The sequence below is a fragment of the Paraburkholderia denitrificans genome (assembly GCF_042655705.1).
Classification (GTDB): domain Bacteria; phylum Pseudomonadota; class Gammaproteobacteria; order Burkholderiales; family Burkholderiaceae; genus Paraburkholderia; species Paraburkholderia denitrificans.
In genome coordinates this window covers 87,688-112,268 of record NZ_JBHSMP010000013.1, presented here as the reverse complement: position 1 = coordinate 112,268, position 24,581 = coordinate 87,688, and the positions used below count along the sequence as shown (strand labels likewise).

Annotated in this window: 23 protein-coding genes; 20 read left to right on the top strand and 3 right to left on the bottom strand. The window is 67.8% G+C overall.

What is annotated here, in order from left to right:
- Positions 1–26 precede the first annotated feature (26 nt).
- The 11 genes from ACFPTO_RS09970 to ACFPTO_RS09920 all read left to right on the top strand — a co-directional run bounded on the left by ACFPTO_RS09970 (position 27) and on the right by ACFPTO_RS09920 (position 13,779).
- Positions 27–1,847, top strand: a complete 1,821-nt coding sequence (locus ACFPTO_RS09970; protein WP_377711196.1) for a methyl-accepting chemotaxis protein — start codon at positions 27–29, stop codon at positions 1,845–1,847.
- A gap of 160 nt (positions 1,848–2,007) precedes the next feature.
- Positions 2,008–2,973: a CheR family methyltransferase gene (locus ACFPTO_RS09965; protein ID WP_377711195.1), complete on the top strand. Its 966-nt coding sequence runs from the start codon at positions 2,008–2,010 to the stop codon at positions 2,971–2,973.
- Complete coding sequence (cheD, locus tag ACFPTO_RS09960) at positions 2,970–3,746, top strand: chemoreceptor glutamine deamidase CheD (protein WP_377711194.1); 777 nt, start codon at positions 2,970–2,972, stop codon at positions 3,744–3,746. Before ACFPTO_RS09965 ends, cheD begins: the two co-directional genes overlap by 4 nt.
- Positions 3,747–3,751: 5 nt before the next feature.
- The gene (locus tag ACFPTO_RS09955) at positions 3,752–4,858 is read left to right on the top strand and encodes a protein-glutamate methylesterase/protein-glutamine glutaminase (RefSeq protein WP_377711193.1); all 1,107 of its coding nucleotides are present in this window, start codon (positions 3,752–3,754) and stop codon (positions 4,856–4,858) included.
- 123 nt (positions 4,859–4,981) lie between these two features.
- Positions 4,982–5,377, top strand: a complete 396-nt coding sequence (gene cheY / locus ACFPTO_RS09950) for a chemotaxis response regulator CheY (protein ID WP_377711191.1) — start codon at positions 4,982–4,984, stop codon at positions 5,375–5,377.
- A 58-nt stretch (positions 5,378–5,435) separates the two neighbouring features.
- On the top strand, positions 5,436–6,128 hold the full coding sequence (cheZ, locus tag ACFPTO_RS09945) for a protein phosphatase CheZ (protein WP_377711709.1): 693 nt from the start codon (positions 5,436–5,438) through the stop codon (positions 6,126–6,128).
- A 261-nt stretch (positions 6,129–6,389) separates the two neighbouring features.
- Positions 6,390–7,646, top strand: a complete 1,257-nt coding sequence (gene flhB / locus ACFPTO_RS09940) for a flagellar biosynthesis protein FlhB (RefSeq protein ID WP_377711190.1) — start codon at positions 6,390–6,392, stop codon at positions 7,644–7,646.
- Positions 7,643–9,739, top strand: coding sequence for a flagellar biosynthesis protein FlhA (gene flhA, locus ACFPTO_RS09935; protein WP_377711189.1), 2,097 nt, complete (start codon positions 7,643–7,645; stop codon positions 9,737–9,739). Before flhB ends, flhA begins: the two co-directional genes overlap by 4 nt.
- A 325-nt stretch (positions 9,740–10,064) precedes the next feature.
- Positions 10,065–12,038: a flagellar biosynthesis protein FlhF gene (gene flhF / locus ACFPTO_RS09930; RefSeq protein ID WP_377711188.1), complete on the top strand. Its 1,974-nt coding sequence runs from the start codon at positions 10,065–10,067 to the stop codon at positions 12,036–12,038.
- Positions 12,031–12,999: a MinD/ParA family ATP-binding protein gene (locus tag ACFPTO_RS09925; RefSeq protein ID WP_377711187.1), complete on the top strand. Its 969-nt coding sequence runs from the start codon at positions 12,031–12,033 to the stop codon at positions 12,997–12,999. Before flhF ends, ACFPTO_RS09925 begins: the two co-directional genes overlap by 8 nt.
- 48 nt (positions 13,000–13,047) lie before the next feature.
- Positions 13,048–13,779 carry an RNA polymerase sigma factor FliA gene (locus ACFPTO_RS09920; protein WP_377711186.1) on the top strand — a complete coding sequence of 244 codons (732 nt, stop codon included), beginning with the start codon at positions 13,048–13,050 and terminating at the stop codon, positions 13,777–13,779.
- A gap of 134 nt (positions 13,780–13,913) precedes the next feature.
- Here the strand turns inward: ACFPTO_RS09920 and ACFPTO_RS09915 are convergent, their stop codons facing one another.
- From ACFPTO_RS09915 to flgA, 3 genes are all read right to left on the bottom strand, one after another.
- The gene (locus ACFPTO_RS09915) at positions 13,914–14,363 is read right to left on the bottom strand and encodes a flagella synthesis protein FlgN (RefSeq protein WP_377711185.1); all 450 of its coding nucleotides are present in this window, start codon (positions 14,361–14,363) and stop codon (positions 13,914–13,916) included.
- Between the two features lie 34 nt (positions 14,364–14,397).
- Positions 14,398–14,751 carry a flagellar biosynthesis anti-sigma factor FlgM gene (gene flgM / locus ACFPTO_RS09910; RefSeq protein WP_377711184.1) on the bottom strand — a complete coding sequence of 118 codons (354 nt, stop codon included), beginning with the start codon at positions 14,749–14,751 and terminating at the stop codon, positions 14,398–14,400.
- A 99-nt stretch (positions 14,752–14,850) separates the two neighbouring features.
- Positions 14,851–16,242 carry a flagellar basal body P-ring formation chaperone FlgA gene (gene flgA / locus ACFPTO_RS09905; protein ID WP_377711183.1) on the bottom strand — a complete coding sequence of 464 codons (1,392 nt, stop codon included), beginning with the start codon at positions 16,240–16,242 and terminating at the stop codon, positions 14,851–14,853.
- A gap of 203 nt (positions 16,243–16,445) precedes the next feature.
- Here flgA and ACFPTO_RS09900 point away from each other — a divergent pair, with 203 nt between their 5' ends.
- The 9 genes from ACFPTO_RS09900 to flgJ all read left to right on the top strand — a co-directional run bounded on the left by ACFPTO_RS09900 (position 16,446) and on the right by flgJ (position 24,301).
- The gene (locus ACFPTO_RS09900) at positions 16,446–17,069 is read left to right on the top strand and encodes a flagellar basal body protein (protein ID WP_377711181.1); all 624 of its coding nucleotides are present in this window, start codon (positions 16,446–16,448) and stop codon (positions 17,067–17,069) included.
- Positions 17,070–17,173: 104 nt separating this feature from the next.
- Positions 17,174–17,599, top strand: a complete 426-nt coding sequence (gene flgC / locus ACFPTO_RS09895; protein WP_377711180.1) for a flagellar basal body rod protein FlgC — start codon at positions 17,174–17,176, stop codon at positions 17,597–17,599.
- 106 nt (positions 17,600–17,705) lie between these two features.
- A complete protein-coding gene (locus ACFPTO_RS09890) occupies positions 17,706–18,416 on the top strand; it encodes a flagellar hook assembly protein FlgD (protein WP_377711179.1) in 711 nt (236 codons plus the stop codon).
- A 26-nt stretch (positions 18,417–18,442) separates the two neighbouring features.
- On the top strand, positions 18,443–19,708 hold the full coding sequence (gene flgE / locus ACFPTO_RS09885) for a flagellar hook protein FlgE (RefSeq protein ID WP_377711178.1): 1,266 nt from the start codon (positions 18,443–18,445) through the stop codon (positions 19,706–19,708).
- Between the two features lie 35 nt (positions 19,709–19,743).
- On the top strand, positions 19,744–20,502 hold the full coding sequence (gene flgF / locus ACFPTO_RS09880) for a flagellar basal-body rod protein FlgF (RefSeq protein WP_377711177.1): 759 nt from the start codon (positions 19,744–19,746) through the stop codon (positions 20,500–20,502).
- A gap of 46 nt (positions 20,503–20,548) precedes the next feature.
- A complete protein-coding gene (flgG, locus tag ACFPTO_RS09875; RefSeq protein ID WP_377711175.1) occupies positions 20,549–21,337 on the top strand; it encodes a flagellar basal-body rod protein FlgG in 789 nt (262 codons plus the stop codon).
- A 42-nt stretch (positions 21,338–21,379) separates the two neighbouring features.
- Entirely contained in the window at positions 21,380–22,072 is a 693-nt protein-coding gene (flgH, locus tag ACFPTO_RS09870; protein ID WP_377711173.1) for a flagellar basal body L-ring protein FlgH, read from the top strand.
- Positions 22,066–23,277, top strand: a complete 1,212-nt coding sequence (locus ACFPTO_RS09865; RefSeq protein WP_377711172.1) for a flagellar basal body P-ring protein FlgI — start codon at positions 22,066–22,068, stop codon at positions 23,275–23,277. The genes flgH and ACFPTO_RS09865 overlap by 7 nt, the downstream gene beginning before the upstream one ends.
- Positions 23,278–23,287: 10 nt before the next feature.
- On the top strand, positions 23,288–24,301 hold the full coding sequence (gene flgJ, locus ACFPTO_RS09860; RefSeq protein WP_377711171.1) for a flagellar assembly peptidoglycan hydrolase FlgJ: 1,014 nt from the start codon (positions 23,288–23,290) through the stop codon (positions 24,299–24,301).
- Positions 24,302–24,581: the final 280 nt, after the last annotated feature.

Below are 24,581 nucleotides of genomic sequence, written 5' to 3'. Positions count from 1 at the left end.
TTTCGCACAGCACAGGAGCCATTGAGATGCTGCACAAGTGGTCGATCCGCGCGACGCTAACCGGCGTCGGCGCCGTACAGATCCTGCTGACCTTTCTGGTCGGTGCGCTAGGCCTTTTCGCGCTCGGCGGCGCGGGCGACTCGCTCAGCGCGATTGCGCACGGCGACGTCGTCGCGATGCGCTCGCTGAACGACGCGTCGTCGTATCTGCTGCGCGCGCGCATCTCGCTCGAGCGCGCGAGCGCGCTCGCCGTGGCGAACCAGGCCGACGAATCGAAGCAGGCGCTCGATCGCGCCGACGAACTGCTCGCCAAGGGCAACGACGCGTGGAAGGCGTTCCAGGCCGCGCCGAAGAGCGGTATCGACGCCGCTGCGCTCGACACGCTCGCGCAAAAGCGCGCGACGCTGCTGCAAGACGGCGTGCAGCCCGAGATCGCGGCGCTGCGCGCGAACGATCAGACGGCTTATCGCGCGGTCGCGGACACGAAGATCAGCCCGCTGTTCGTCGACTACGACAACGGTGCCACGCCGCTCGCCCAAGCCCTGCAGAACGGCGCGCAGCAGCGCGAAGCCGACGCGCGCGGGCGGATCGCGTTCATGCGCACGCTGATCGTCGGCATGTCCGCCGTCGCGCTCGTCGTCGTGCTCGTGATCCGCTTCGCGCTGCGCGGGCTCATCGTGCAACCGCTCCAGGAAGCCGTGGATTGCTGCGAGCGCATCGCGCAAGGCGATCTGTCGACGTCCATCGTAGTCGACCGCACGAACGAAATCGGCCGTCTCTTCGTGGGCCTCAAGCGCATGCAGGAGAGCCTTGTCTCGCTCGTGAACGCCGTGAACACGGGCGCGGGTTCGATCGACATCGGCGCGCGCGAGATCGCGATGGGCAACACCGATCTGTCGCAGCGCACCGAGCAGCAGGCGGCTTCGCTGCAGGAAACCGCGTCGAGCATGGAGCAGCTCACCGGCACTGTGAAGCAGAACGCCGAAAACGCACGCCAGGCGAGCCAGCTTGCGGTCAACGCGTCGGATATCGCGACGCGCGGCGGCGAAGTGGTCGGCGAAGTGGTGCACACGATGCAGGACATCGCGGCCAGCTCGGCGAAGGTTGTCGACATCATCAGCGTGATCGAAGGCATCGCGTTCCAGACCAACATTCTGGCGCTCAACGCGGCGGTCGAGGCCGCGCGGGCGGGCGAGCAGGGCCGCGGCTTCGCGGTGGTCGCGGGCGAAGTGCGCAGCCTCGCGCAGCGCAGCGCGAGCGCGGCCAAGGAAATCAAGGAACTGATCAACGATTCCGCGCAGAAGGTGCAAAGCGGCTCGCAGCTCGTGGGCCGCGCGGGCACGACGATGGAAGACATCCTCCTCGCCGTGCGGCGCGTGACCGACATCATGGGCGAGATCAGCTCGGCCTCCGAGGAACAGTCGGGCGGCATCGAACAGGTGAACCGCGCCGTCACGCAGATGGATACGGTCACGCAGCAGAACGCGGCGCTGGTCGAACAGGCAGCGGCTGCGGCGGCCTCGCTCGAAGAGCAGACGCGCAATTTGCAGACCGTGCTCGGAATCTGGCGCACGGGCGCGGCGTCCGCGCGCTCGCGCACGACGGCTGGGCGCTCTGCTTCAGCACCGGCAACGTCCGCAGCGTCCGCAGCGCCTGTCGCCACGCAGGCTGCGCACGCGCCGCAAGCCACGCAGGCAGCGCCCGCCGCGAAGCGCGCGGCCGCACCCGCAGCGTCGCCGAAGCCTGCCGCCGATCCGGTTCTGCTGCGGCCGGCGACGAAGTCCGCTCCGCGCGTCGAGCCGGTCGTGAGCGCCGCATCAGCGGACGCCGACTGGGAAACGTTCTAGATCGGAAGAGCTACGCAATGCACACGAGTGTCCACGGCCGCGATGAAACGTACCGTGCTGCCGTCGACGAGACGGCCGCGCGGCGCGGCGCGCATGGCGCTCTGCAACCCGCCGCGCGCGCGGCCGGGCGTGTGGCCAGATCCGGCGGGAGCGCAAGACGATGAGCGATCCGCGTTCAAGGCGAGACGATCGCGCCACGCGCGCGAGCGCGAGTGCGGCGCCAGCCGAGGGTAACCGCGATTTCGATTTCACCACGGCGGACTTCGAGCGGATCCGCGCGCTGATCCATCGCCGCGCCGGTATTTCGCTTTCGGACCACAAGCGCGACATGGCGTACAGCCGTCTCGCGCGGCGCCTGCGCGCGCTCGGGCTCGACAGCTTCCGGGACTACCTCGATCAGCTCGAACAGGGCAACGACGCGCTCGAGTGGGAGGCGTTCACGAATGCGCTCACCACGAACCTCACGGCGTTCTTTCGCGAGGCGCATCACTTTCCGATTCTCGCGGAGTTCGTGAAGCGGCGCACGCAACCGGTTTCGGTGTGGTGTTCGGCGGCTTCCACGGGCGAAGAGCCGTATTCGATCGCCATGACGCTGATCGAGGCGCTCGGTGAGCGTGCGGCGCGCGACGCGCGCGTGCTCGCGACCGATCTCGACACCCAGGTGCTCGCGAAGGCCAATGCGGGTGTCTATGCCTACGACCAGGTGAAGCACCTTTCGGCGGAGCGTCTGAAGCGCTTCTTCCTGAAGGGCACCGGCGCGCACGACGGCTTCGTGAAGGTGCGCCCCGAGTTGCGCCAGATGATCCGCTTCGAGCAGCTCAATCTCACCGACGCGGACTACGGTTTGCGGCAGCAATTCGACGCGATCTTCTGCCGCAACGTGATGATCTATTTCGACAAGCCGACGCAGTCGCGGGTGCTCACGCGCTTCGAGCCGCTGATGAAGGCGGACGGACTGCTGTTCGCGGGGCATTCGGAAAACTTCACTTACGTCACGCAGGCTTTCCGGCTGCGCGGCCAGACCGTCTACGAGCTGGCGCGGGAGCGGGCCACCGCGACCACCGCGGCCACCGCCACCACGTCGGCCGCGCGCCGCGTCGGCGACACGATCGGAACGCCTGCATGAGCACCACGCTGCCGATCGCGACCAACCTCTATTACGACAACCACTTCCACCGCCAGGGCGTGAAGCTGTTGCCGAACGAGTTCTATACGACCGCCGAGGACATGGTGCTCATGACGGTGCTCGGCTCGTGCGTGGCCGCGTGCATTCAGGATCGCACGGCGGGGATCGGCGGCATGAACCATTTCATGCTGCCCGACGACGGCGCCGATGTCGCGCAGGCCGCCTCCGACGCGATGCGTTACGGCGCCTACGCGATGGAAGTGCTCATCAACGAGCTCATCAAGGCGGGCGGTCGGCGCGAGCGCTTCGAAGCGAAAGTGTTCGGCGGCGCGGCGGTGCTCGCGGGCATGACGACGATGAATATCGGCGACCGCAACGCCGAGTTCGTGCGCCGCTATCTCGCGACCGAACACATCCGCATCGTCGCCGAGGATCTTCAGGGCCCGCATCCGCGCAAGATCGCGTTCTTGCCGCATACGGGCCAGGTGATGGTGAAAAAGCTGCGGCTCACGCAGGATCCGGGCGTCGCCGAGCGTGAACAGGCGCTCGCGCGGCAATCTCCCGAGGCGCGTGCCGAAAGGCTCGCCCAGGCGCGCGCGCGCGTCGAGCTGTTCGGACTCGCGGGCACGCGGGCCGCGGCAGCCCGCGCGCCGCAGCCGGCCTCACCGCAGCAGGCGGGCACTCGCAGCCGCGTCGAACTTTTCGGCGCGGCGGGTTCCTCGCCGCTGCGGCCACTCAGACAAGACAACGCCAAGACAGTAGAGGAGGCGTGAACACTGTGCAAAAAATCAAGGTTCTCTGTGTCGACGATTCGGCGCTCATCCGCAGTCTGATGACGGAGATCATCAACGATCAGCCGGACATGACGGTCGTCGCCACTGCGCCCGACCCGCTCGTCGCGCGTGAGCTGATCAAGCAGCACAACCCCGACGTTCTCACGCTCGACGTGGAAATGCCGCGCATGGACGGCCTCGACTTTCTCGAGAAGCTCATGCGCCTGCGTCCCATGCCGGTCGTGATGGTGTCGTCGCTGACCGAGCGCGGCAACGAAATCACGCTGCGCGCGCTCGAACTGGGCGCCGTCGATTTCGTGACCAAGCCGAAAGTCGGCATTCGCGACGGCATGCTCGAATACGCGGAAAAGCTCGCGGACAAGGTGCGCGCCGCCGCGCGCGCACGCGTGCAGGCGCGTCACGCCGCACCGGCTGCGGCCCATGCGGGCGCGGCTGGCGCGCCGGGCACGCCTCCGGCCGCGACCCACGCGCCGATGATCAACAACCCGCTGCTCAGTACCGAGAAGCTGATCATCATCGGCGCATCGACGGGCGGCACGGAAGCGATCCGCGAAGTGCTCACGCCGCTGCCGCCCGATGCACCGGCCGTGCTGATCGCGCAGCACATGCCGCCGGGCTTCACGAAGTCGTTCGCGCAGCGCCTGAACGGCCTGTGCCGCATCAGCGTGAAGGAAGCCGAGCACGGCGAGCGCGTGCTGCCGGGCCATGCGTATATCGCGCCGGGCCACGCGCACCTGCTGCTCGCGCGCAGCGGCGCGAACTACATTGCCCATCTCTCCGACGACCCGCCGGTGAACCGGCATCGTCCGTCGGTCGACGTGCTGTTCCGCTCGGCGGCGCAGCACGCGGGCAAGAATGCGATTGGCGTGATCCTCACGGGCATGGGCCGCGACGGTGCCGCGGGCCTGCTCGACATGCGCCGCGCGGGTGCGTACACGTTCGCGCAGGACGAGGCGAGCTGCATCGTGTTCGGCATGCCGCGCGAGGCGATTGCGGCGGGCGCCGCCGACGAAATCGCGCCGCTTTCGGACATGAGCCGCCGCGTGATGGCGCGTCTCGCGCAGATGGGAGACCGCGTACAGCGGGTATGATGCGCGCGCAGCGAAGCGCGCCGCGTAGCACGGGCGCGCAGCGGTGAATAACTGATTTGACTGGCCTCGTAGCATGCGAGTCTGGATAATTGCCCGGGGCAAGCCTGGAGGAATGGAACTGTGATGGATAAGGGAATGAAGATTCTGGTGGTGGACGATTTTCCGACGATGCGCCGGATTGTCCGCAACCTGCTGAAGGAACTGGGCTACTCGAACGTCGACGAAGCCGAAGACGGCGCAGCGGGCCTCGCGCGCCTGCGCAGCGGCAACTATGAGTTCGTGATTTCCGACTGGAACATGCCGAACCTTGACGGTCTCGCGATGCTCAAGGAGATCCGCGCCGATGCGGCGCTCACGCACCTGCCGGTGCTGATGGTGACGGCGGAATCGAAGAAGGAAAACATCATCGCGGCGGCGCAGGCCGGCGCGAGCGGCTACGTGGTGAAGCCGTTCACGGCGGCGACGCTCGATGAGAAGCTGAACAAGATTCTGGAGAAGATGGCAAAAGCGGGGAGCTGACGTGAACGAGTACATCGGCGCACAGGCCAACGAGCTGCCTGACGAGCTGTCCAACGAGCTGCAAGAAGGCGCGGACAGCCTGTCGGGCGATCTGTCCGGGAACGCGGGCGACCGCATCCTCGCACGCATCGGCCACGTGACGCGCACGTTGCGGGACTCGATGCGCGAACTCGGCTTCGACAAGCACATCGAACGCGCGGCCGAAGCCGTGCCCGACGCGCGCGAGCGGCTGCGCTACGTCGCCAGCATGACCGAGCAGGCCGCGGAGCGCGTGCTCTCGGCCATCGAGCTCGCCAAGCCGATGCAGGAGCAGCTCGAACGCGACGCGCGCGCGCTCTCCGAGCGCTGGGCGACGTGGTACGACGCGCCGATCGGCCGCGAGGAAGTGCGCGTGCTGATGGACGAAACGCGGGCGTTCGTCGACGGCGTGCCGCAGGTCACCATCGCGACGAACCAGCAACTGCTGGAGATCATGCTCGCGCAGGACTTCCAGGATCTCACCGGCCAGGTGATCAAGAAGATCATGGAGGTCGTGTATCTGATCGAGCAGCAACTGCTCGGCGTGCTGGTCGAGAACATCGCGCCGGAGCGGCGCGAGCAGTTCGCGGCGACGGCCGCGCAGCTCGTCGAATCGCCGACGGGCAGCCCCGCATCGCTGCTGAACGGCCCGCAGATCAACCCCGAAGGCAAGGCCGACGTCGTGCAGGATCAGGAGCAGGTCGACGATCTGCTCGCGAGCCTCGGCTTCTAGCCCTCCCGCGCGGGGCGGCGCGTCAGCGGTAAATCGCTGGCGGGCCGCCGCCCTTGCCCCGACCGGGCGGCGCCTGAAGGCCCAGGCAGGCCCGGGCAGGCCCGGGCAGGCCCGGGCGCCGGTCCGGCCCATTCCCCGAAATACCCCCGTTTCTCCGGCTTACTCCGGCAATCGGCGCTGGTGCGCCACGGCAATAATTGCTGTCACTGAAAAAGGGCGCGGGCGGCCAGACGAGGCCGTGCGCCACCGACCGGAGCAAGCGTGGCTGAGGACAGCGACCTCGAAAAAACCGAATCCGCCACTCCCAAGCGCCTCCAGAAGGCGCGGGAGGAGGGGCAGGTTGCGCGTTCGCGGGAGCTGTCCACATTCGCACTGCTCTCGGCGGGCTTCTACGGCACGTGGATACTCTCGACCGGGATTGGCGGGCATCTGCAGGCCATGCTGCGCGGCGCGTTCACGTTCAATCACGCGAGCGCGTTCGACACCAGCCGCATGCTGAGCGGTGCCGCCGTGGCTGTGCGCGAGGGGCTTTACGCGACACTGCCGGTGCTCGCGCTCACGGGCGTCGCAGCCCTGCTCGCGCCGATGGCGCTCGGCGGCTGGCTCTTTTCCACGAAATCGCTCGAACCGAAATTCAGCCGCCTGAACCCCATCGAGGGTCTAGGGCGCATCTTCTCGGTGAACGGGCCGATCCAGCTCGGCATGTCGCTCGCGAAGACGCTCGTGGTCGGCGTGATCGGCACCATGGCGGTCTGGCAGCGGCACGAGGAAATTCTGGGGCTCGCGCTGCAACCCGTGCCGCGCGCGCTCGCCGACGCGTTCCGCCTCGTCGCCGTCTGCTGCGGCACGACCGTCGCGGGGATGTTCGTGGTGGCTGCGCTCGACGTGCCCTACCAGCTCTGGAGCTACTACCGCAAGCTGCGCATGACGAAGGAAGAGGTCAAGCGCGAGCACCGCGAGAACGAAGGCGATCCGCACGTGAAGGGCCGCATCCGCGCGCAGCAGCGCGCGATGGCGCGCCGCCGGATGATGGCGCAGGTGCCCAAGGCCGACGTGGTCGTGACCAACCCGACGCACTTCGCGGTCGCGCTGCAGTACACGGACGGCCAGATGCGCGCGCCGAAGGTGATCGCCAAGGGCGTGAACCTCGTGGCGGCGCGGATCCGCGAAATCGCCACGGAGCACAACGTGCCGCTCCTCGAAGCGCCGCCGCTCGCCCGCGCGCTCTATCACAACGTGGATCTGAACCGCGAGATTCCAGGCCCGCTGTACGGCGCGGTCGCGCAGGTGCTCGCGTGGGTTTACCAGCTCAAACGTTTTCGCGAGCACGGCGGCGACGTGCCGATGGAGCCAACCGATCTCGATGTGCCGGCGGAACTCGACAAGGGCCCCGTAGCCGACGAAGAGGCGGACGAAGAGGCCAGCGACACGCTGGGCCCGGACCAGCCGGCAGCCGGCCAGACCAGCAGTGGCGGCGCGAAGAAGCCGCGCCGCGGCAATGAAGGAGCATCTGAATGAACGCCCGCACCGGTTTTCTCTCGCGCCGCCCGGACGTGCTGCAAGCCACGAACCTGCGTGCGCTCGCGGGGCCGATCCTCATCTGCATGATCCTCGGCATGATGATCCTGCCGTTGCCGCCGTTCCTGCTGGATCTGCTGTTCACGTTCAACATCGCGTTGTCGGTGATGGTGCTGCTCGTCAGCATGTACACGATGAAGCCGCTCGACTTCGCCGCGTTCCCGAGCGTGCTGCTGTTCTCCACGCTGCTGCGGCTGTCGCTGAACGTGGCGTCCACGCGTATCGTGCTGCTCGAAGGCCACACCGGCCCGGACGCGGCGGGCAAGGTGATCGAGTCGTTCGGCCACTTCCTCGTGGGCGGCAACTTCGCGGTCGGTATCGTCGTGTTCGTGATTCTCATGGTCATCAACTTCATGGTGATCACGAAGGGCGCGGGCCGGATCGCCGAAGTGTCCGCGCGCTTCACGCTCGATGCGATGCCCGGCAAGCAGATGGCGATCGACGCCGACCTGAACGCAGGCCTCATCAACGAGGAAGCCGCGCGCAAGCGCCGCACCGAGATCGCCCAGGAAGCCGAGTTCTACGGTTCGATGGACGGTGCGAGCAAGTTCGTGCGCGGCGACGCGATTGCGGGCCTGCTCATCATGGTGATCAACATCCTGGGCGGGCTGATTGTCGGCGTCGTGCAGCACGGCATGGAATTCGCGGCGGCGGGCAAGACCTACACGCTGCTCACCATCGGTGACGGCCTCGTCGCGCAGATCCCGTCGCTCGTGATCTCGACGGCCGCGGGCGTGATCGTCTCGCGCGTGGCGACCAACGAGGACATCGGCACCCAGCTTACCGGCCAGCTCTTCACGAACCCGCGCGTGCTGATGATCACCGGCACGATCATGGGCATGATGGGCCTGATTCCGGGCATGCCGCACTTCGCGTTTCTGCTGCTCGGCGGCGGCGCGATCCAGCTCGGCCGCGTGCTGAAGAAGAACGCCGAAGCGAAGAAGGCGAGCGCCGTGATCGCCGACGCCGTGCCGACCGCGATGACGCCCGTCGAGAACACCGAGGCAAGCTGGGACGACGTCGCGCTCATCGATACGCTCGGCCTCGAAGTGGGCTACCGCCTGATTCCGCTCGTCGACAAGAACAGCGACGGCGAACTGCTCAAGCGCATCAAGAGCATCCGCAAGAAGTTCGCGCAGGAAATCGGCTATCTGCCGCCGGTCATCCATATCCGCGACAACCTGGAACTGCGCCCGAACGCCTATCGCATCACGCTCAAGGGCGTCGAAGTGGGCTCGGGCGAGGCGTATCCGGGCCAGTGGCTCGCGATCAATCCCGGCCAGGTGAGCGCGGTGCTGCCCGGCACGCCCACGACCGATCCGGCGTTCGGACTGCCCGCGATCTGGATCGACACGAACATGCGCGAGCAGGCGCAGGTGTTCGGCTACACGGTCGTCGATTCGAGTACGGTGGTCGCGACGCACCTGAACCACCTCGTCGTCATGCATGCGTCCGAGCTGCTCGGACGCCGCGAGGTGCAGGCGCTGGTCGAGCGGGTGCAGAAGGACACGCCCGCGCTGGTCGAGGATCTGGTGCCGAAGCTGCTGCCCGTCACGACGCTGCAGAAGGTGCTGCAGTACCTGCTGGAAGAAGGCGTGCCGATCCGCGACATGCGCACGATCATGGAATCGCTCGCCGAGCACGCGTCGCGCATCACGGACCCGCACGACCTCACGGCGGCGGTGCGCATCTCGCTGGGCCGCGCGATCACGCAGCAATGGTTCCCGGGCATGGGCGACATGCAGGTCATGGGGCTTGACGCGAACCTCGAGCGCGTGCTCTCGCAGACGCTTACATCCGGGCCGAACCCGGGGCTCGAACCGGGCCTCGCGCATACGCTGCTCACCCATACGGAAAACGCGATGGCGCGCCAGCAGGGCATGGGCCTCGCGCCGGTGCTGCTCGTGCAGCACGCGCTGCGGCCGATGCTCTCGCGCTTCCTGCGCCGCAGCCTGCCGCAGTTGAAGGTGCTCTCGTATGCCGAAGTGCCCGATACGCGCAACGTGAAGGTCGTGAATGTGATCGGGGCCTGATGACGAACTGTCGCACCGCCTCGCGCGAAAAGACCCGCTTCGGCGGGTTTTTGCTTTTTTTCGGATGCCCGGATACGCCAACCGTGCTGCGACGCGCGTGTCCCCCCGAGCCGCCCGCCGGACTCCCGGCCACCCTGGCGGCATCCCGCCATTGCCCGAATTGCCCGTGTTTCCCCGTTTTGATCCACCGATCATGGCGCTGCTGCCTTCGAAATAATTCAATCATCGGAAAAAGTCCCAGTGCGGCGCCACGACAACGTTGGCGCGCTGGAACAGCAGCACATGACGGCGGCGTGCGTGCCGCTCACCTCATCGGGGGTTCAGCTTGAACATTCGGAAATTCATCGGCGGCAACAGCCGCGACGCGTTGCGCCTCGTGCGCGAAGCGCTCGGCGCCGACGCAGTCGTGCTGTCGAATCGCACCCTCGATGACGGCACGGTTGAAATCGTCGCGCTAGCGGACCGCGATCTCGCGGCGCTCGCGCCCGCCGATGTTTCCGGAGCAGCTTCCGCAGCCGCTTCCGCCACCGCTTCTGCCACATCGGGCGCGGCGAAGTCCGCGCGCACGGCGGGCGGCGCCAACCCGTACGCGAGCGGCATGCCCGACGTGTTTTCGTCGGTGTTCGGCGCGAGCCCGGAAGTGGGCGCTCAGCAGGGCGCGGCGCTCGCCTTCTCCGACATGGCGCGAGCCACGGACGATTCGGGCGATGCCGACGACAACGGCGACGCCGATGTTTCCGTCGCGCTCGATTCGGTGCGGCCGGGCGCCGCACGCAACGCGTCCGCGCCGGGCAGCGTCGGTGCAAACAGCGGTGCAAACCGGAACGCGAAAAACCCCGCCCGCAAGCCGATGAACAGCGCCACGCAGCCGGCGACGCTGCCGCCGCTCACGCCGCGCCACGCGCCGAATCCGCTCGCGCCGCACGAAGCCGCCGCGATGCTCGAACAGGCCGCTACGCATTCGTACGGCGATTCGCTCACCGGCGAGCGCCAGCCGACGATGGCCGAATCGAACCCCTGGCTCATCGACCACGCGCGCCGTATCGCGAGTCAGCAGGAAGCCGCGCGCACCGCGGGCATCTCGCCGTCGGCGGCGATGGCTAAAGGCCTCGGCATGCCGGCCGATCCCGTGCACCCCGCCGATGTCGACGCCACGACGCCCGACTGGGCGCGCGAAGCCGCCGACGTGGCGGCGCGCCGCGCCGCGCAGCGTCTTGGCTACGGCCCTGAAGCGGCCGGTCCGTCCGCCGACGCGGGCAACGCCGCGCAGCAACCCGCGCATACCGTGAGCGAAGCGATTCGCTCGCGCATCGAGCAGGTGGTCAACGAGACCGTGATGAGCGAACTCGCGTCGATCCGCGGGATGATGGAAGAGCAGTTCGCGGGCCTCGTGTGGGGCGAGCGCCAGCGCCGCAGCCCGCTGCAGGGCGTGCTCACGAAGCAGATGTTCGCCGCCGGTTTCTCGGCGCAGCTCGTGAAGATGGTGATCGACCGGCTGCCCGCAGTCGAAACCGAAGCGGCCGGCCTGGACTGGATCCAGTCGGTGCTCGAATCGAATCTGCCGGTCCTCGAAAACGAAGAGGCGCTCATGGAGCGCGGCGGCGTGTTTGCCCTGATGGGCCCGACGGGCGTCGGCAAGACGACCACGACCGCCAAGGTCGCGGCGCGCTGCGTGATGCGTTTCGGCGCGAGCCGCGTGGCGCTCCTCACGACCGACAGCTACCGGATCGGCGGCCACGAGCAACTGCGCATTTTCGGCAAGATCCTCGGCGTTTCGGTGCACGCGGTGCGCGACGGCGCGGACCTGCATCTCGCGCTGAACGAACTGAAGAACAAGCACATCGTGCTGATCGACACGATCGGCATGAGCCAGCGCGATCGCGCCGTGGCCGACCAGATCGCCATGCTGTGCGGCGCGGGCCGTCCGGTGCAGCGCCTCTTGCTGCTTTCGGCGACGAACCACGGCGACACGCTCAACGAAGTCGTGCAGGCCTACGAGAGCGCGCCCGACCGGGCGCCGCTCACGGGCTGCATCCTCACGAAGCTCGACGAGGCGACCAACCTGGGCGGCGCGCTCGACACGGTGCTGCGCTACAAGCTGCCGGTGCATTACGTTTCGACGGGCCAGAAAGTGCCCGAGAACCTTTACGTGGCCACGCGCCGCTTCCTGATCCGCAGTGCGTTCTGCGTGCCGCGCGAGCATTCGCCGTTCGTTCCGCACGAGGACGACATCCCGGCGCTGCTCTCGGCGCTGTCGATGCGCACGGGGTCGCAGGCACCCGAGGTCCGGTTTGGATAAGTTCGTCGTCGACCAGGCGGAAGGGCTGCGGCGGCTGCTCGCGCGCGAGGGTTCGCGCGTCGTGGCCGTGACGGGCGGCCCTGGCGCGGCGGGTCGCACGACCACCGTGGTCAATCTCGCCGCCTCGCTCACCGCGCTCGGCAAAGACGTGCTCGTGATCGACGAGTGCCTCGGCCCGCAGTCGGTGTGCGCGACGCTCGGCACCGTGCGCGGCGCGGGCAACGTCGCCGCGTTCATGCGCGGCGAGGCGGCGCTCGCCGAGACGGCCGGACGCCATGCGCTCGGCTTCGGCGTGCTGGTGGCCTCGCGCGAGAACCGCGCGCATTACACCGCGGCGCAGTTGCACGAACTGGTGGCCGGGCCCGCCGACTTCGTGCTGATCGACGCGGAGCTGGACGCCGATGGCGCCTTGTCGCCGCTCGCCATGCATGCGCATGACGTGCTGGTCGTGATGCGCCTCGCCGCCCAGTCGATCACCGATACCTACGCGTGCCTGAAGCGTCTGCATTTCGCGCATGCGATCAGGCAGTTCCGCGTGCTGGCGACGCACGTATCGAGCGCCGCCGACGCCGAGGCCGCACTCGAAAACCTCGCGGGCGTCGCGAGCCGCTACCTGAACGTCTCGCTGCAAGTCGCGGGCCACATCGCCGCCGAGCCGCACATGCATCGCGCGGTGCAGCTGGAGCGCTGCATCGTCGACGCCTTTCCGTCGACGGCCGCCGCGCGGGACTACCGCCGCCTCGCCGCCGAGCTGCAGAGCTGGCCGATGCGCCCCGCGCTGTCGTCGCACGCGCAGTCGCCGCGCACGTCGGGTGAGCCGGGCGAGTCGCGCCTCGCGCGTGCGGTGGACGACGACGCATTCGATTCCGCCGTTGCAGGTGTTTCATCCGAGAGCGCGCCGGCCCAGAAGGGCTGGCGAGCCGACCCGCCCGCGCAGCGGCCCTCGACGCAGCACGCGTGACGCGCGCGCCCGGGGCCTTGCAAGGGATACGAGAAGCAGGAGAGCACGATGTACAACGCTCAAGGAAAAATCGCGCAGGCCGACGTGCTGGCGAAGTACGCGCCGCTCGTGCGGCGCCTCGGACTGCAGCTCGTGGCCAAGATGCCCGCCAGTGTCGACCTCGACGATCTGATCCAGGCCGGCATGATCGGCCTGCTCGACGCGGCCAACCGCTATAAGGAAGACCAGGGCGCGCAGTTCGAGACCTATGCGAGCCAGCGCATTCGCGGCGCGATGCTCGATGAGCTGCGCAGCAACGACTGGCTGCCGCGCAGCCTGCGCCGCACGTCGCGCGAAGTCGAGTCGGCCGTGCACCAGGTCGAGCAGCGCCTCGGGCGCGCCGCGAGCGAGACGGAGATCGCCGGTCATCTGAACATGCCGCTCGACGAATATCAGTCGATGCTGCAGGACTTGCACGGCAGCCAGCTCATCTACTACGAGGATTTCGACCGCTCCGCCGAAGACGAGCCGTTTCTCGACCGTTACTGCGTCGATCACACCGATCCGCTTTCGGCGCTCCTCGACGACAGCCTGCGCGGCGCGCTGATCGAGGCGATCGAACACCTGCCCGAGCGCGAGAAGCTGCTGATGTCGCTCTATTACGAGCGCGGCATGAACCTGCGCGAGATCGGCGCGGTGATGGAGGTGAGCGAGTCGCGCGTGTGCCAGCTGCACAGCCAGGCCGTCGCACGGCTGCGCACGCGGCTGCGCGAAATGGCGTGGGCGGGGACGGAGAACTAGGCGCGCGCCTGCCCCAATCAACCGCACCCTGCTTGATCCGGCTTCATTCCCCGGCACGATTCTGGCGGTCCGAAAAATAAAAAGCCGAAGCGCAAAACGCTTCGGCTTTTGTGCTGCCCGCGCGGTGCGCCGGCTCAGTACCCGAACGACGGCATCCGGCCATCCGGGCCGTACAGCATCTGCGTGCTCTTGCCGCCGGTGTCGCCGCGCAGGATCGCGATCGAGCGGCGGTTATGTTCCATGCGCGTCTGGATCATCATGCCGACCGTGATGTTCGCGCGGCGCGCGCGCTCGGTCGAACTCTTCAGCAGCGCCCACTGGCCCGCGAGACGCGGGTCGTTTTCGCACGCCATCTCGATGCCCTTGCGGCCGCCCGGCAGCCCGAGCCCGGCGAGTTCGGCGTCGCGCACCTTTTCGAGGCCCGCGAGACGCTGCGTGAGCACCGTTTTCTGCTCGACGATCTGCGGCAGGGTGTCCATGCCGTCCTGGCTGGTGAGCGCTTTTTGCTCGACCGCGAGCAGCGAGGCGAACGCCTCGACCGCGGCGTGTTCGTCGATCAGCGTGGCTAGCAGGGCGTCTTTCATGGTTGAGCGAAAAAAGTCAGTTGCGGCGGCGTGTTCAGTTCGCCGGCCGCGCCGAGAGCAGATTGCGCGCGGTTTCCAGCACGCCGTCCGCGATCTTGCCCGTGTCGATCTGCAGGGTGCCGTTGCGGATCGCGTCCTTGATCGACTCGACGTGCGCCATGTCGATGTCGGCCGCGCCGCTCGCCGCGAGCGAACGCAGTGTCGACGACATCGCCGAAAGGCTCACGTTCGCGTCGCTGCCAGCGCCGCTTTGCGCGGGCGCGCCCGTGCTTGCGCCGCTGGTGCTGCCTGCGCCTGCGGTGCTCGCGGATTCGCCTTGCTGCTGCGTGCGCGCGAGGCCGTTTTGCAGCGAACGTGCGCTGTTGCGGGTGGTGGAGTCGACTTTCACGATGGGCTTCCTGATCGATTTGATCCTGATATCGGCAGGCGACGGCCGAAACTTTAGCCCAAAACCTCAACCGTTACATGCTGTTACGTGCGCAAACGATCATATCTGGACCTGCACCGTGCCCGCGTCTTTCGCGACGCCCGTGATGATCTGGCCGCCGGCCGTGCGCACGCGTACCTGCTGGCCAGGCGCCGCGTTGTTGAGCGCGCTGCCTTCGGAGGAAATCGTGAAGTTGGCGCCCTCGGCGACCACTCTCACGGTTTGCCCGATGGTCACCGACTGCGCGCTGCGCAGCATGTCGGTGCGCAGCGGCAGGCCCGCCGAGATGCGCAGGAGCGCGAGCGCGCCCGTGGCCTGCGACGGATCGGTGATGACGGTGCGCGGCAGCGACGCGAGATCGCCCTCGCGCGGCACGAGATCGGCGACGGTCAGCACCTGGCTGGGCTCGATCTGGCGCGCAGCCGTGTAATAGGTGATGGCGACGGCCACGCGGGCGCTGACGAACAGCGTCCACGGCTTCTCGCCGATGCAGCGCACGCCCACGGTCGTGCGGCCCCACGTGCGGGCGCCAGGCGGCATGAACGGTTCGAGCTGCGTGCAGGCGGCGAGGCCGCGCGGGAAGACCGGCGCGACGGTGACCGTGATGCGGCCCGGCAGGCCGACCGATTGTTGCTGAAGGAATTTGAGCGCGGCGGCGCGGATCACCTCGCCGTCCTCCTGGCCGGGCGGAACCGGCGCGGACCGGGCGTTGTTCACGGCGGTCGCGGTGGCGTTGGCGGTGGTGTTTGCGTTGGCGTTGGCGTTGGCGCCCTTTTGCGCGAGCGCGGCGGCTGCGTAGCGCTGTATGGCGTTTGCACGCGCGTTGGCGGCGTTGATCTCCGCCGCGCCATTGGCCGGGTTATGGGTGGCGCCTGGGGTGGCGCTTGCGGCAGCGTTTGCTGTGGTGTCCGCCGCGCCCTCGCTGGCGGATGCGTCGACCACGACCGGCGCCACGCGGCTCGACGCCGTGCCGACGCTCACGCGCGGCAGTGGTGGCAGCGGCGGTACGGCGCGGCGTGCGGCGACGGCAGGCGTCGCCGGTGTGCCGGGCGCGGGGATCGTGACGATGTTGGGCGCAACGCCTGGCGCTTGCTCCGCCTGGCGCTCGCCCGGACCGGGAATCGCGATCATGCCGGGCGGCGTGGCGTTCTCGCGGGCGGCAGCCGGGGCATAGACGCTCGCCGCAGCGGCGGGTGCCGCGAACGCCGCGCCGCCGCGACCCGGCGCATCGAGCATCGCGCCCATTTGCGCGGCATCGGCGCCGCCGCGGTCGCCCGGGCCCGCGATGTAGATCTGGCCGCCCGGCGTCTGCGCGAGCGCGGCGCCACCGCCGCCGCCAGCAAGCGCGCAGCACAGCGCAAGGAGACGCACCGCAAAGCGCAGGCCACGCAGGCTGCGCACGCGACGCGGCGCGCCGTGACCGGGCGCGCGGGCAGGGGCAGTCTGCGGCATCGTCGTTCTCCATCCCAGGCATTGACACGCATCGCATTCTAGGCGGCCCGCCCGGCATGTTCGCGTCGAATAGAGGGGCGCTTCCCCGGCTATTCGTCCGATTGGTTCTTGCCACGCGCCCCTAAGATTCCACTCCATGCGAAAAGGTCTGCGCATTGCGCGCACGCCTGCCGCCTCTCATTTCGTGTAACGGAGAACGCACGATGCTGGACAAACTCGACGCCGAATTCGCGTTCGGCCGCGAAGCGCTCGACGTGCGCGCCACCCGCCAGGCGCTGCTGTCCGCGAACATCGCGAACGCCGATACGCCAGGCTACCTCGCGCGCGACGTGGACTTTTCGGCGTCGCTCTCGGGCGCGCTGAGGCGCGCGGGCGCGACGGGCGCGGCCGGTTCAGCGGGGATGGCAGGTACGGCCGGCATGGCGAGTGCCACGGGCTCGATGGGCAGCGTGGGTCTCGCGGGCACGTCGAACGGCTCGGGCATTTCGGGTGGTACGGGCACGGCGGGCATGGGCGGCAGCAACGGCGTGCCGCTCGCGATGTCGCAGCCCGCGGGCGTGACGAGCGGGATGACGATGGCGTCCACGGAGTCCGGCCACATGGCGGGCAACGCGAAGCTGATCCCGACGGGCGGGCCGACCGAGCAGTACTCAAGCCCGGTGATGTACCGCAACCCGACGCAGCCCGCGCTCGACGGCAACACGGTCGATCTCGACACCGAGCGCGTGCAGTTCGCCGACAACGCGCTGCACTTCGAATCGGGCATGACCGTGCTCTCGCAACAGATCAAGACGATGCTCTCGGCGATCACGTCGGGTACGAGCTAACGGGTTCGACCCGAGGCCCGGGGGGCGTCGGGCAGCAGCGGGACAGCAAACAACGGCAGCAAGGCAGCAGACAGGAATACGTATTCCGTGAGGTCAATGAAACCATGCCATCCCTGATGAACATCTTCAGCGTTGCGGGCTCCGCCATGACGGCCGAGTCGCAGCGCCTGAACGTGACGGCGTCCAATCTCGCCAACGCCGACTCCACCACCGGTCCGGACGGCAAGCCGTACAAGGCCAAGCAGGTGGTGTTCGCGGTCGATCCGCTCGGCGGCTCGCGCACGGCGTCGGGCCAGCAGGTGGGCGGCGTGAAGGTGACGGGCGTGGTCGACGACCCGACGCCGATGAAAGAGACCTACGACCCGAGCAACCCGGCGGCGAACGCCGACGGCTACGTGACCATGCCGAACGTCGATCCGGTGCAGGAAATGGTGAACATGATCTCGGCGTCGCGCTCGTACCAGGCCAACGTGGAGACGCTGAACACCGCCAAGGCATTGATGCTCAAGACCCTGACGATCGGCACCTGAGCGGCGTTTTTTTCGCCCGATCAGGCAAACGTTAAGCCACGCACGAAGCCACGCACGACGCCACGCCCCAGGCAACGGCACCAGAAACGCATCCGAGGAGAACACGTTGACCTCCAGCACCACCATCGGCGGCTCTTCCGCCACCGTGTCGCCGCAGCTGCTCGACACGATGAACGGCACGAGCGCCAGCTCGGCCAGCTCGGCTTCGAGCAGCACGAGCGCAAGCAACCTGCAGACCACCTTCCTGCAACTGCTCGTCGCCCAGCTGAAGAACCAGGATCCGACCAATCCGATGGACAGCTCGCAGATGACCTCGCAGCTCGCCCAGATCAACACGGTGTCGGGCATCAGCCAGCTCAATACGTCGCTCTCGTCGCTCTCGACGCAGCTCTCCGCGGGCCAGAACGCCCAGGCCGCACTGCTGATCGGCTCGTCGGTGCTCGCCCCGAGCAGCAGCGTGACGGTGTCGGGCGGCACGGTGCCGCAGCTCGGCGTCTCGGTGCCGGCGGCGGCCTCGGATGTGAAGATCACGATCAGCGACACGTCGGGCAAGATCGTCGGCTCGATCGACCTCGGGCCGCAGGCGGCAGGCACCGTCCCGGTCACGTGGAAGGCGGCGGACGCGTCGGGCAACACCCTCGCGGACGGCACGTACCACATCACCGCGACCTCCACGATCAACGGCAACCCCGGCACGGCCACCGCGCTCGTCGCGAGCCAGGTCCAGGCCGTGATGCAGCAGGCGGACGGCACCCCGAGCGTTTCGCTCGCCAACGGCAAGACAGTCCCGCTCACGAGCGTGGCCGGCATCCTCTGATCAAGACATAACGCGGAGCAGAAAACATGGGTTACCAGCAAGGTCTGAGCGGTCTCGCCGCGGCGTCGAACGATCTCGACGTGGTCGGCAACAACATCGCCAATGCGAACACCGTGGGCTTCAAGTCGAGCACGGCGCAGTTCGCGGACGTCTACGCGAACTCGATCGCGACCTCGGTCAACATGCAGATCGGTCTCGGCGCGTCGCTGGCGGAGGTTCAGCAGAGCTTCTCGCAGGGCACGATCAACACGACGGGCCAGGCGCTCGACGTCGCGATCAACGGCAACGGTTTCTACCAGATGTCGAACAACGGTTCGATCACGTACTCGCGCAACGGCGTGTTCAACCTCAACAAGAACGGCTTTATCGTCGATGCCGCGGGCAACGATCTGATGGGCTACGCGGCGGGCCCGAGCGGCATCATCAACACGGCCCAGACGGTGCCGTTGCAGGTGCCGACCACCAACAGCGCGCCGCTGGCGACGTCGAACATCACCGCGCAGCTGAACCTGAACGCGCAGGCCGCGAAGCCGGCCACCGCGACGTTCAACCCGGCCGATTCGACCAGCTACAGCTACTCGACCGCGATCACGGCCTACGATTCGCTCGGCGGCACGGAGCAGGTCAACATGTACTTCGTGCAGAGCGCCGTCGGGCAGGCCGAAGCCTACGTGACGTCGAACGGCAAGACGACGGACCTCGGCCAGATCGCGTTCAACTCGTCGGGGCAGATCTCGGGCTCGACGCTCGGCACCGGGGCCTCCGCGCTCGCGCCGGTCTCGCTCGCGACCGCGACGAACGGCTCGGGTTCCTTCACGTTCACCACGACGCCGACCGACGGCTCCGCCACGCCGCAAACGCTCACCATCGACTTCAAGGGCACGACCCAGTACGGCGGCGCGAGCGGCGTGAACAACCTCGCGCAGAACGGTTACGCGAGCGGCACGCTCTCGAACTTCTCGATCGGCGCCGACGGCACGATCACCGGCAACTACTCGAACGGCCAGACCATGGCGCTCGGCCAGATCGTGCTCGCGACGTTCAATAACCCGAACGGGCTCGTGAACCTCGGCGGCAACCAGTTCGAGCAGACGACCCAGTCGGGCGCCGCGCAGATCTCCACGCCGGGCAGCACGAACCACGGCGTGCTGCAGGGCGGCGCGCTGGAGCAGTCGAACGTCGACCTCACGAACCAGCTCGTCGATCTGATCACCGCGCAGCGCAACTACCAGGCGAACGCGCAGACGATCAAGACGCAGCAGACCGTCGACCAGTCGCTGCTTCAGCTGTAAGCCACCCATCAGGCACTTGAGGCTCCGGGCGAACCATGGACCGATTGATCTACACAGCAATGACGGGCGCCACTCAGGCGCTCGAACAGCAGGCCGTCGTGGCGAACAACCTGGCGAACGTCTCGACCACGGGTTTTCGCGCGCAGCTCGCCAACTTTCGCGACGTGCCGATGTCGTTCGGCGACGGCTCGACGGTCAACGACCAGACGACGCGCACGTTCGTGCTGTCGGCCACGCCCGGCTCGGACATGACGCCCGGCGCGATCTCGCGTACCGGCAATCCGCTCGACATCGCGATCCAGGGCTCGGGCTTCTTCGCCGTGCAGACGGCTGACGGCAACGAGGCCTACACGCGTGCGGGCGATCTGCACGTCGATTCGAACGGCCAGCTCGTGACCGCCAGCAACCAGCAGGTGATCGGCAGCGGCGGCCCGATCGCGGTGCCGCCGGGCTCGGCCGTGACGATCGGGACGGACGGCACGGTCTCGGCCCTCGCACCCGGAAGCCAGCCCAACGCGATCGCGATGATCGACCAGATCAAGTTCGTCAACCCGCCCGCGGGCACGCTCACGCGCGGCGACGACGGTCTCTTCCGGACGGCCGACGGCAATCCGGCCGATGCCGACCAGACCGTGCAGATCGCGACGGAATCGATCGAAGGCAGCAACGTCAATCCGGTGGCGGCGATGGTCTCGATGATCACCAACGCGCGCCAGTTCCAGATGCAGACGAAGCTGATGCAGACCGCCGACCAGAACGAACAGAGCGCCAACCAGCTGCTCCAGTTCACCTAAGCATTGAGGACCGCGCGCCGCGCGGCCCGACCGGGAGAAAAACACCGTGAACCGATCGCTCTACATCGCCGCTACCGGCATGAATGCGCAGCAGTCGCAGATGGACGTGATCTCGAACAACCTCGCGAACGTGAGCACCAACGGCTTCAAGGGTTCGCGCGCCGTGTTCGAAGACCTGATGTACCAGACGCTGCGCCAGCCCGGCGCGAACTCGACGCAGCAAACCGAACTGCCCTCGGGCAGCCAGGTCGGCACCGGCGTGCAGCAGATCGCCACCGAGCGCCTCTACACGCAGGGCAACCTGCAGCAGACCGGCAACTCGAAGGACCTCGCGATCAACGGCGCGGGCTTCTTCCAGGTGCAGATGCCGGACGGCACGACCAACTACACGCGCGACGGCTCGTTCCAGACCAACTCGCAGGGCCAGCTCGTGACCGCGAGCGGCTACCAGGTGATCCCGGCGATCACGGTGCCCTCGAATGCGACCTCGCTCACCGTCGGCAGCGACGGCGTGGTCACGGTCACGACGGCCGGTTCGAGCGCCAGCACGACGATCGGCTCGCTGCAGCTCGCGATGTTCATCAACCCGACCGGGCTGCAGTCGAACGGCGAGAACCTCGTGTCGGAAACGGCTTCGTCGGGCGCGCCCACGATCACGACGCCTGGCCTGAACGGCTCGGGCACGCTCAACCAGGGCTACATCGAATCGTCGAACGTGAACGTCGTGCAGGAACTCGTGAACATGATCGAGACCCAGCGCGCGTACGAAATCAACAGCAAGGCCGTCAACACGTCGGACCAGATGTTGCAGACGCTCACCCAGATGCAGGTTTGATGCTGACGGAATCGAGGCGGTGGAATCGAGGCGGTGAATAGCATGGCGGCACGTATCAACCTTTGCATGCGCGCGGCGGCCCTCGTGGCCGGCGCTGCCCTGCTCGCGCTCGGCGGTTGCGCATACATCCCCAACCGGCCGCCGATCACGCAGCAGCCCATGACGGCCGTGCCGCCGCCGCCGCCCGTGAACACGTCGCCCGGCTCGATCTACAACCCGGGCTACGCGGGCCGGCCGCTCTTCGAGGACCAGCGCCCGCGCAACATCGGCGACATCCTGACGATCGTGATCGCCGAAAACATCAACGCGCAGAAGTCCTCGGGCGCCAATACGAAGCGCGGCAGCAGCACGAACTTCACCGTGCCGAACGCGGGCTTCGCGCCGGGCGTCTTCTCGCGCATGAATCTGGACGCGACGGGCGCGAACCAGTTCGACTCCACCGGCGGCGCGAAGGCGTCGAACACGTTCAACGGCGTGATCACCGTGACGGTGACGAACGTGCTGCCCAACGGCAATCTCGTCGTGTCCGGCGAGAAGCAGATGCTCATCAACCAGGGCAACGAATACGTGCGCTTCTCCGGCGTCGTCAACCCGAACACCGTTGCCGGCGACAACTCCGTGCTCTCCACCGACGTCGCCGATGCGCGCATCGAATACTCCGCGAAGGGCGTGATCGACGAGGCGGAGACGATGGGCTGGCTGCAACGCTTTTTCCTGAACATCGCGCCATGGTGACGATCCGCATCAAGCAGGCGCGCCGCTCGCGCGCGCAAGACGTGTTCGCCGCGCTGCGCGTGGTGGCCCGCTGTCTTTCCTGTCTTTTCGCCTGCGCGGCGCTCTTCACGCTCGCGACGCCCGCGCGCGCCGAGCGCGTGAAGGACCTCGCGACGTTCCAGGGCGTGCGCGACAACCCGCTGATCGGCTACGGCCTCGTCGTGGGCCTCGACGGCACCGGCGACCAGACCACCCAGGCGCCGTTCACGACGCAGACGCTCGCGAACATGCTCGCGAACCTCGGCATCTCGATCAACAACACGTCGAGTGCGAACGGCCAGGCGTCGCAGACGCTCAACAACATGCAGCTCAAGAACGTCGCCGCCGTGATGGTGACGGCGGTGCTGCCGCCGTTCGCGCGGCCGGGCGAGCCGATCGACGTGACGGTTTCGTCGCTCGCGAACGCGAAGAGCGTGCGCGGCGGCACGCTGCTGCTCACGCCGCTCAAGGGCGCGGACGGTCAGGTGTACGCGCTCGCGCAGGGCAACGTGGCGGTGGGCGGCGCGGGCGCGTCGGCCAACGGCAGCAAGGTGCAGGTGAACCAGCTCGCGGCAGGACGCATCGCGGGCGGCGCGATCGTGGAGCGCGCCGTGCCGTCGCCCGTCGCGCAGCAAGGCGGCATCCTGCAGCTGGAAGTGAACGACATGGATTACGACACGACGCAGCGCATCGTGGCGGCCATCAACAACATGTTCGGCTCGGGCACGGCCATGCCGCTCGACGGCCGCACGATCCAGGTCCGCGGCCCGGCCGATCCGTCCGCGCAGGTGGGCTTCATCGCGCAGATCCAGAGCCTGAACGTGCACCCGGCCCAGCCCGCGGCGAAGGTGATTCTCAACGCGCGCACCGGCTCGATCGTGATGAACCAGATGGTGACGCTCGATAACTGCGCGGTGGCGCACGGCAACCTCTCGGTCGTCATCAACACGCAGACCGTGGTGAGCCAGCCCGGCGCGTTCTCGAACGGCAACACGGTGGCGGCGCGCCAGTCGCAGATCCAGATGAAGCAGGACAACGGATCGCTCAAGCTCGTGACGGCGGGCGCCAATCTTGCCGAAGTCGTCAAGGCGCTCAACGCGCTCGGCGCGACACCGGCGGACCTGATGTCGATCCTGCAGGCGATGAAGGCGGCGGGCGCACTGCGCGCCGACCTGGAGATCATCTAAGGATCAGCTCATGGACAGTTCGAAGATCGACAACAATCTCGACATCACCAACCGCTTCGCGCTCGACGTCCACGGCTTCGACGCGATGCGCGCGGCCGCGAACGCCGCGCCGCAGCAGGGCGTCAAGATGGCGGCGAAGCAGTTCGACGCCGTCTTCACGCAGATGATGCTCAAGAGCATGCGCGAAGCGACGCCCGACGACGGCCCGCTCGATTCGCGCGACGGCAATACGTTCATGTCGATGCTCGACCAGCAGCTCGCGCAGCAGATGTCGAACAAGGGCATCGGCGTCGCGAACGCGATGCTCAAGCAGCTCACGCGCAGCATGGGCGGCGCGGCGCTCGGCGCGGACGGCGGCGAGGGTGCGGGCGGCGTCGCCAACGCGCTTTCCGGTCTCGCGGGCTCGGGCACGGGCGCGGGTTTGGGTGCAGGCGGCAGCCCGGGCAACCTCGCGATGCTCAACGCGCTCGGCCGCGCGTACGGCAACGCGGCGGCCAACGGCGCGCTCGCGAACGGCAGGAACTACGGCGGCAACAGCGCGCTCATGCCCGCGGTGCACGGCAACGGCGACGCCTCGGCCGATGCGTTCGTCGACAAGCTCGCCAACGCCGCACAGCAGGCGAGCGCATCGACCGGCATCCCGGCCCGCTTCATCATCGGCCAGGCCGCGCTGGAATCGGGCTGGGGCAAGCGCGAGATCAAGCGGGCGGACGGCTCGGCGAGCCACAACGTCTTCGGCATCAAGGCGTCGAAGGACTGGACCGGCAAGACCGTCTCGACGGTCACGACCGAATACGTGAACGGCGAGCCGCACCGCGTGGTGGCGAAATTCCGCGCGTACGACTCGTACGAAGACGCGATGGCCGACTACGCCACGCTGCTCAAGAGCAACCCGCGTTACGCGTCGGTCATCGACGGTTCGCACAGCGCGGAGAGTTTCGCGCAGGGCATGCAGCGCGCGGGCTACGCGACCGATCCGCATTACGCGCAAAAGCTCCTCTCGGTCATGCAGCAGATGAGCTAAGGCCGGTTCGCCCCGGTAACGGGCCGGCGAACGCACCTGGCCGAAGCGCAAACGTTGCCTGCGCGACGATCCCGGCACGATGGCCGCAAAGCCATGCCGGGTCGTGCGCCGGGTGGATTTTTTGCCGGATTTATTTTGTGGCGCGCCCTAAATTTTCCCGTCATCCTGCCGCTAATCCAGACGAGATGGGTAAGTACAAGGGGCGGCGCACGCCGCCCGAATGGCGCGCTCTGGGTCCGTCTCACGCGCGCCGGCACGTCCACGAAATTCCGGCAGGCCG

Excerpts from the sequence above, each read along its gene's own strand:
- ACFPTO_RS09970 (WP_377711196.1), top strand. The coding sequence starts at position 27 with ATGCTGCACAAGTGGTCGATCCGCGCGACGCTAACCGGCGTCGGCGCC.
- ACFPTO_RS09965 (WP_377711195.1), top strand. The coding sequence starts at position 2,008 with ATGAGCGATCCGCGTTCAAGGCGAGACGATCGCGCCACGCGCGCGAGC.
- cheD (WP_377711194.1), top strand. The coding sequence starts at position 2,970 with ATGAGCACCACGCTGCCGATCGCGACCAACCTCTATTACGACAACCAC.
- cheY (WP_377711191.1), top strand. The coding sequence starts at position 4,982 with ATGGATAAGGGAATGAAGATTCTGGTGGTGGACGATTTTCCGACGATG.
- flhA (WP_377711189.1), top strand. The coding sequence starts at position 7,643 with ATGAACGCCCGCACCGGTTTTCTCTCGCGCCGCCCGGACGTGCTGCAA.
- ACFPTO_RS09920 (WP_377711186.1), top strand. The coding sequence starts at position 13,048 with ATGTACAACGCTCAAGGAAAAATCGCGCAGGCCGACGTGCTGGCGAAG.
- ACFPTO_RS09915 (WP_377711185.1), bottom strand. The coding sequence starts at position 14,363 with ATGAAAGACGCCCTGCTAGCCACGCTGATCGACGAACACGCCGCGGTC.
- flgA (WP_377711183.1), bottom strand. The coding sequence starts at position 16,242 with ATGCCGCAGACTGCCCCTGCCCGCGCGCCCGGTCACGGCGCGCCGCGT.
- ACFPTO_RS09900 (WP_377711181.1), top strand. The coding sequence starts at position 16,446 with ATGCTGGACAAACTCGACGCCGAATTCGCGTTCGGCCGCGAAGCGCTC.
- flgC (WP_377711180.1), top strand. The coding sequence starts at position 17,174 with ATGCCATCCCTGATGAACATCTTCAGCGTTGCGGGCTCCGCCATGACG.
- flgE (WP_377711178.1), top strand. The coding sequence starts at position 18,443 with ATGGGTTACCAGCAAGGTCTGAGCGGTCTCGCCGCGGCGTCGAACGAT.
- flgF (WP_377711177.1), top strand. The coding sequence starts at position 19,744 with ATGGACCGATTGATCTACACAGCAATGACGGGCGCCACTCAGGCGCTC.
- flgH (WP_377711173.1), top strand. The coding sequence starts at position 21,380 with ATGGCGGCACGTATCAACCTTTGCATGCGCGCGGCGGCCCTCGTGGCC.
- ACFPTO_RS09865 (WP_377711172.1), top strand. The coding sequence starts at position 22,066 with ATGGTGACGATCCGCATCAAGCAGGCGCGCCGCTCGCGCGCGCAAGAC.
- flgJ (WP_377711171.1), top strand. The coding sequence starts at position 23,288 with ATGGACAGTTCGAAGATCGACAACAATCTCGACATCACCAACCGCTTC.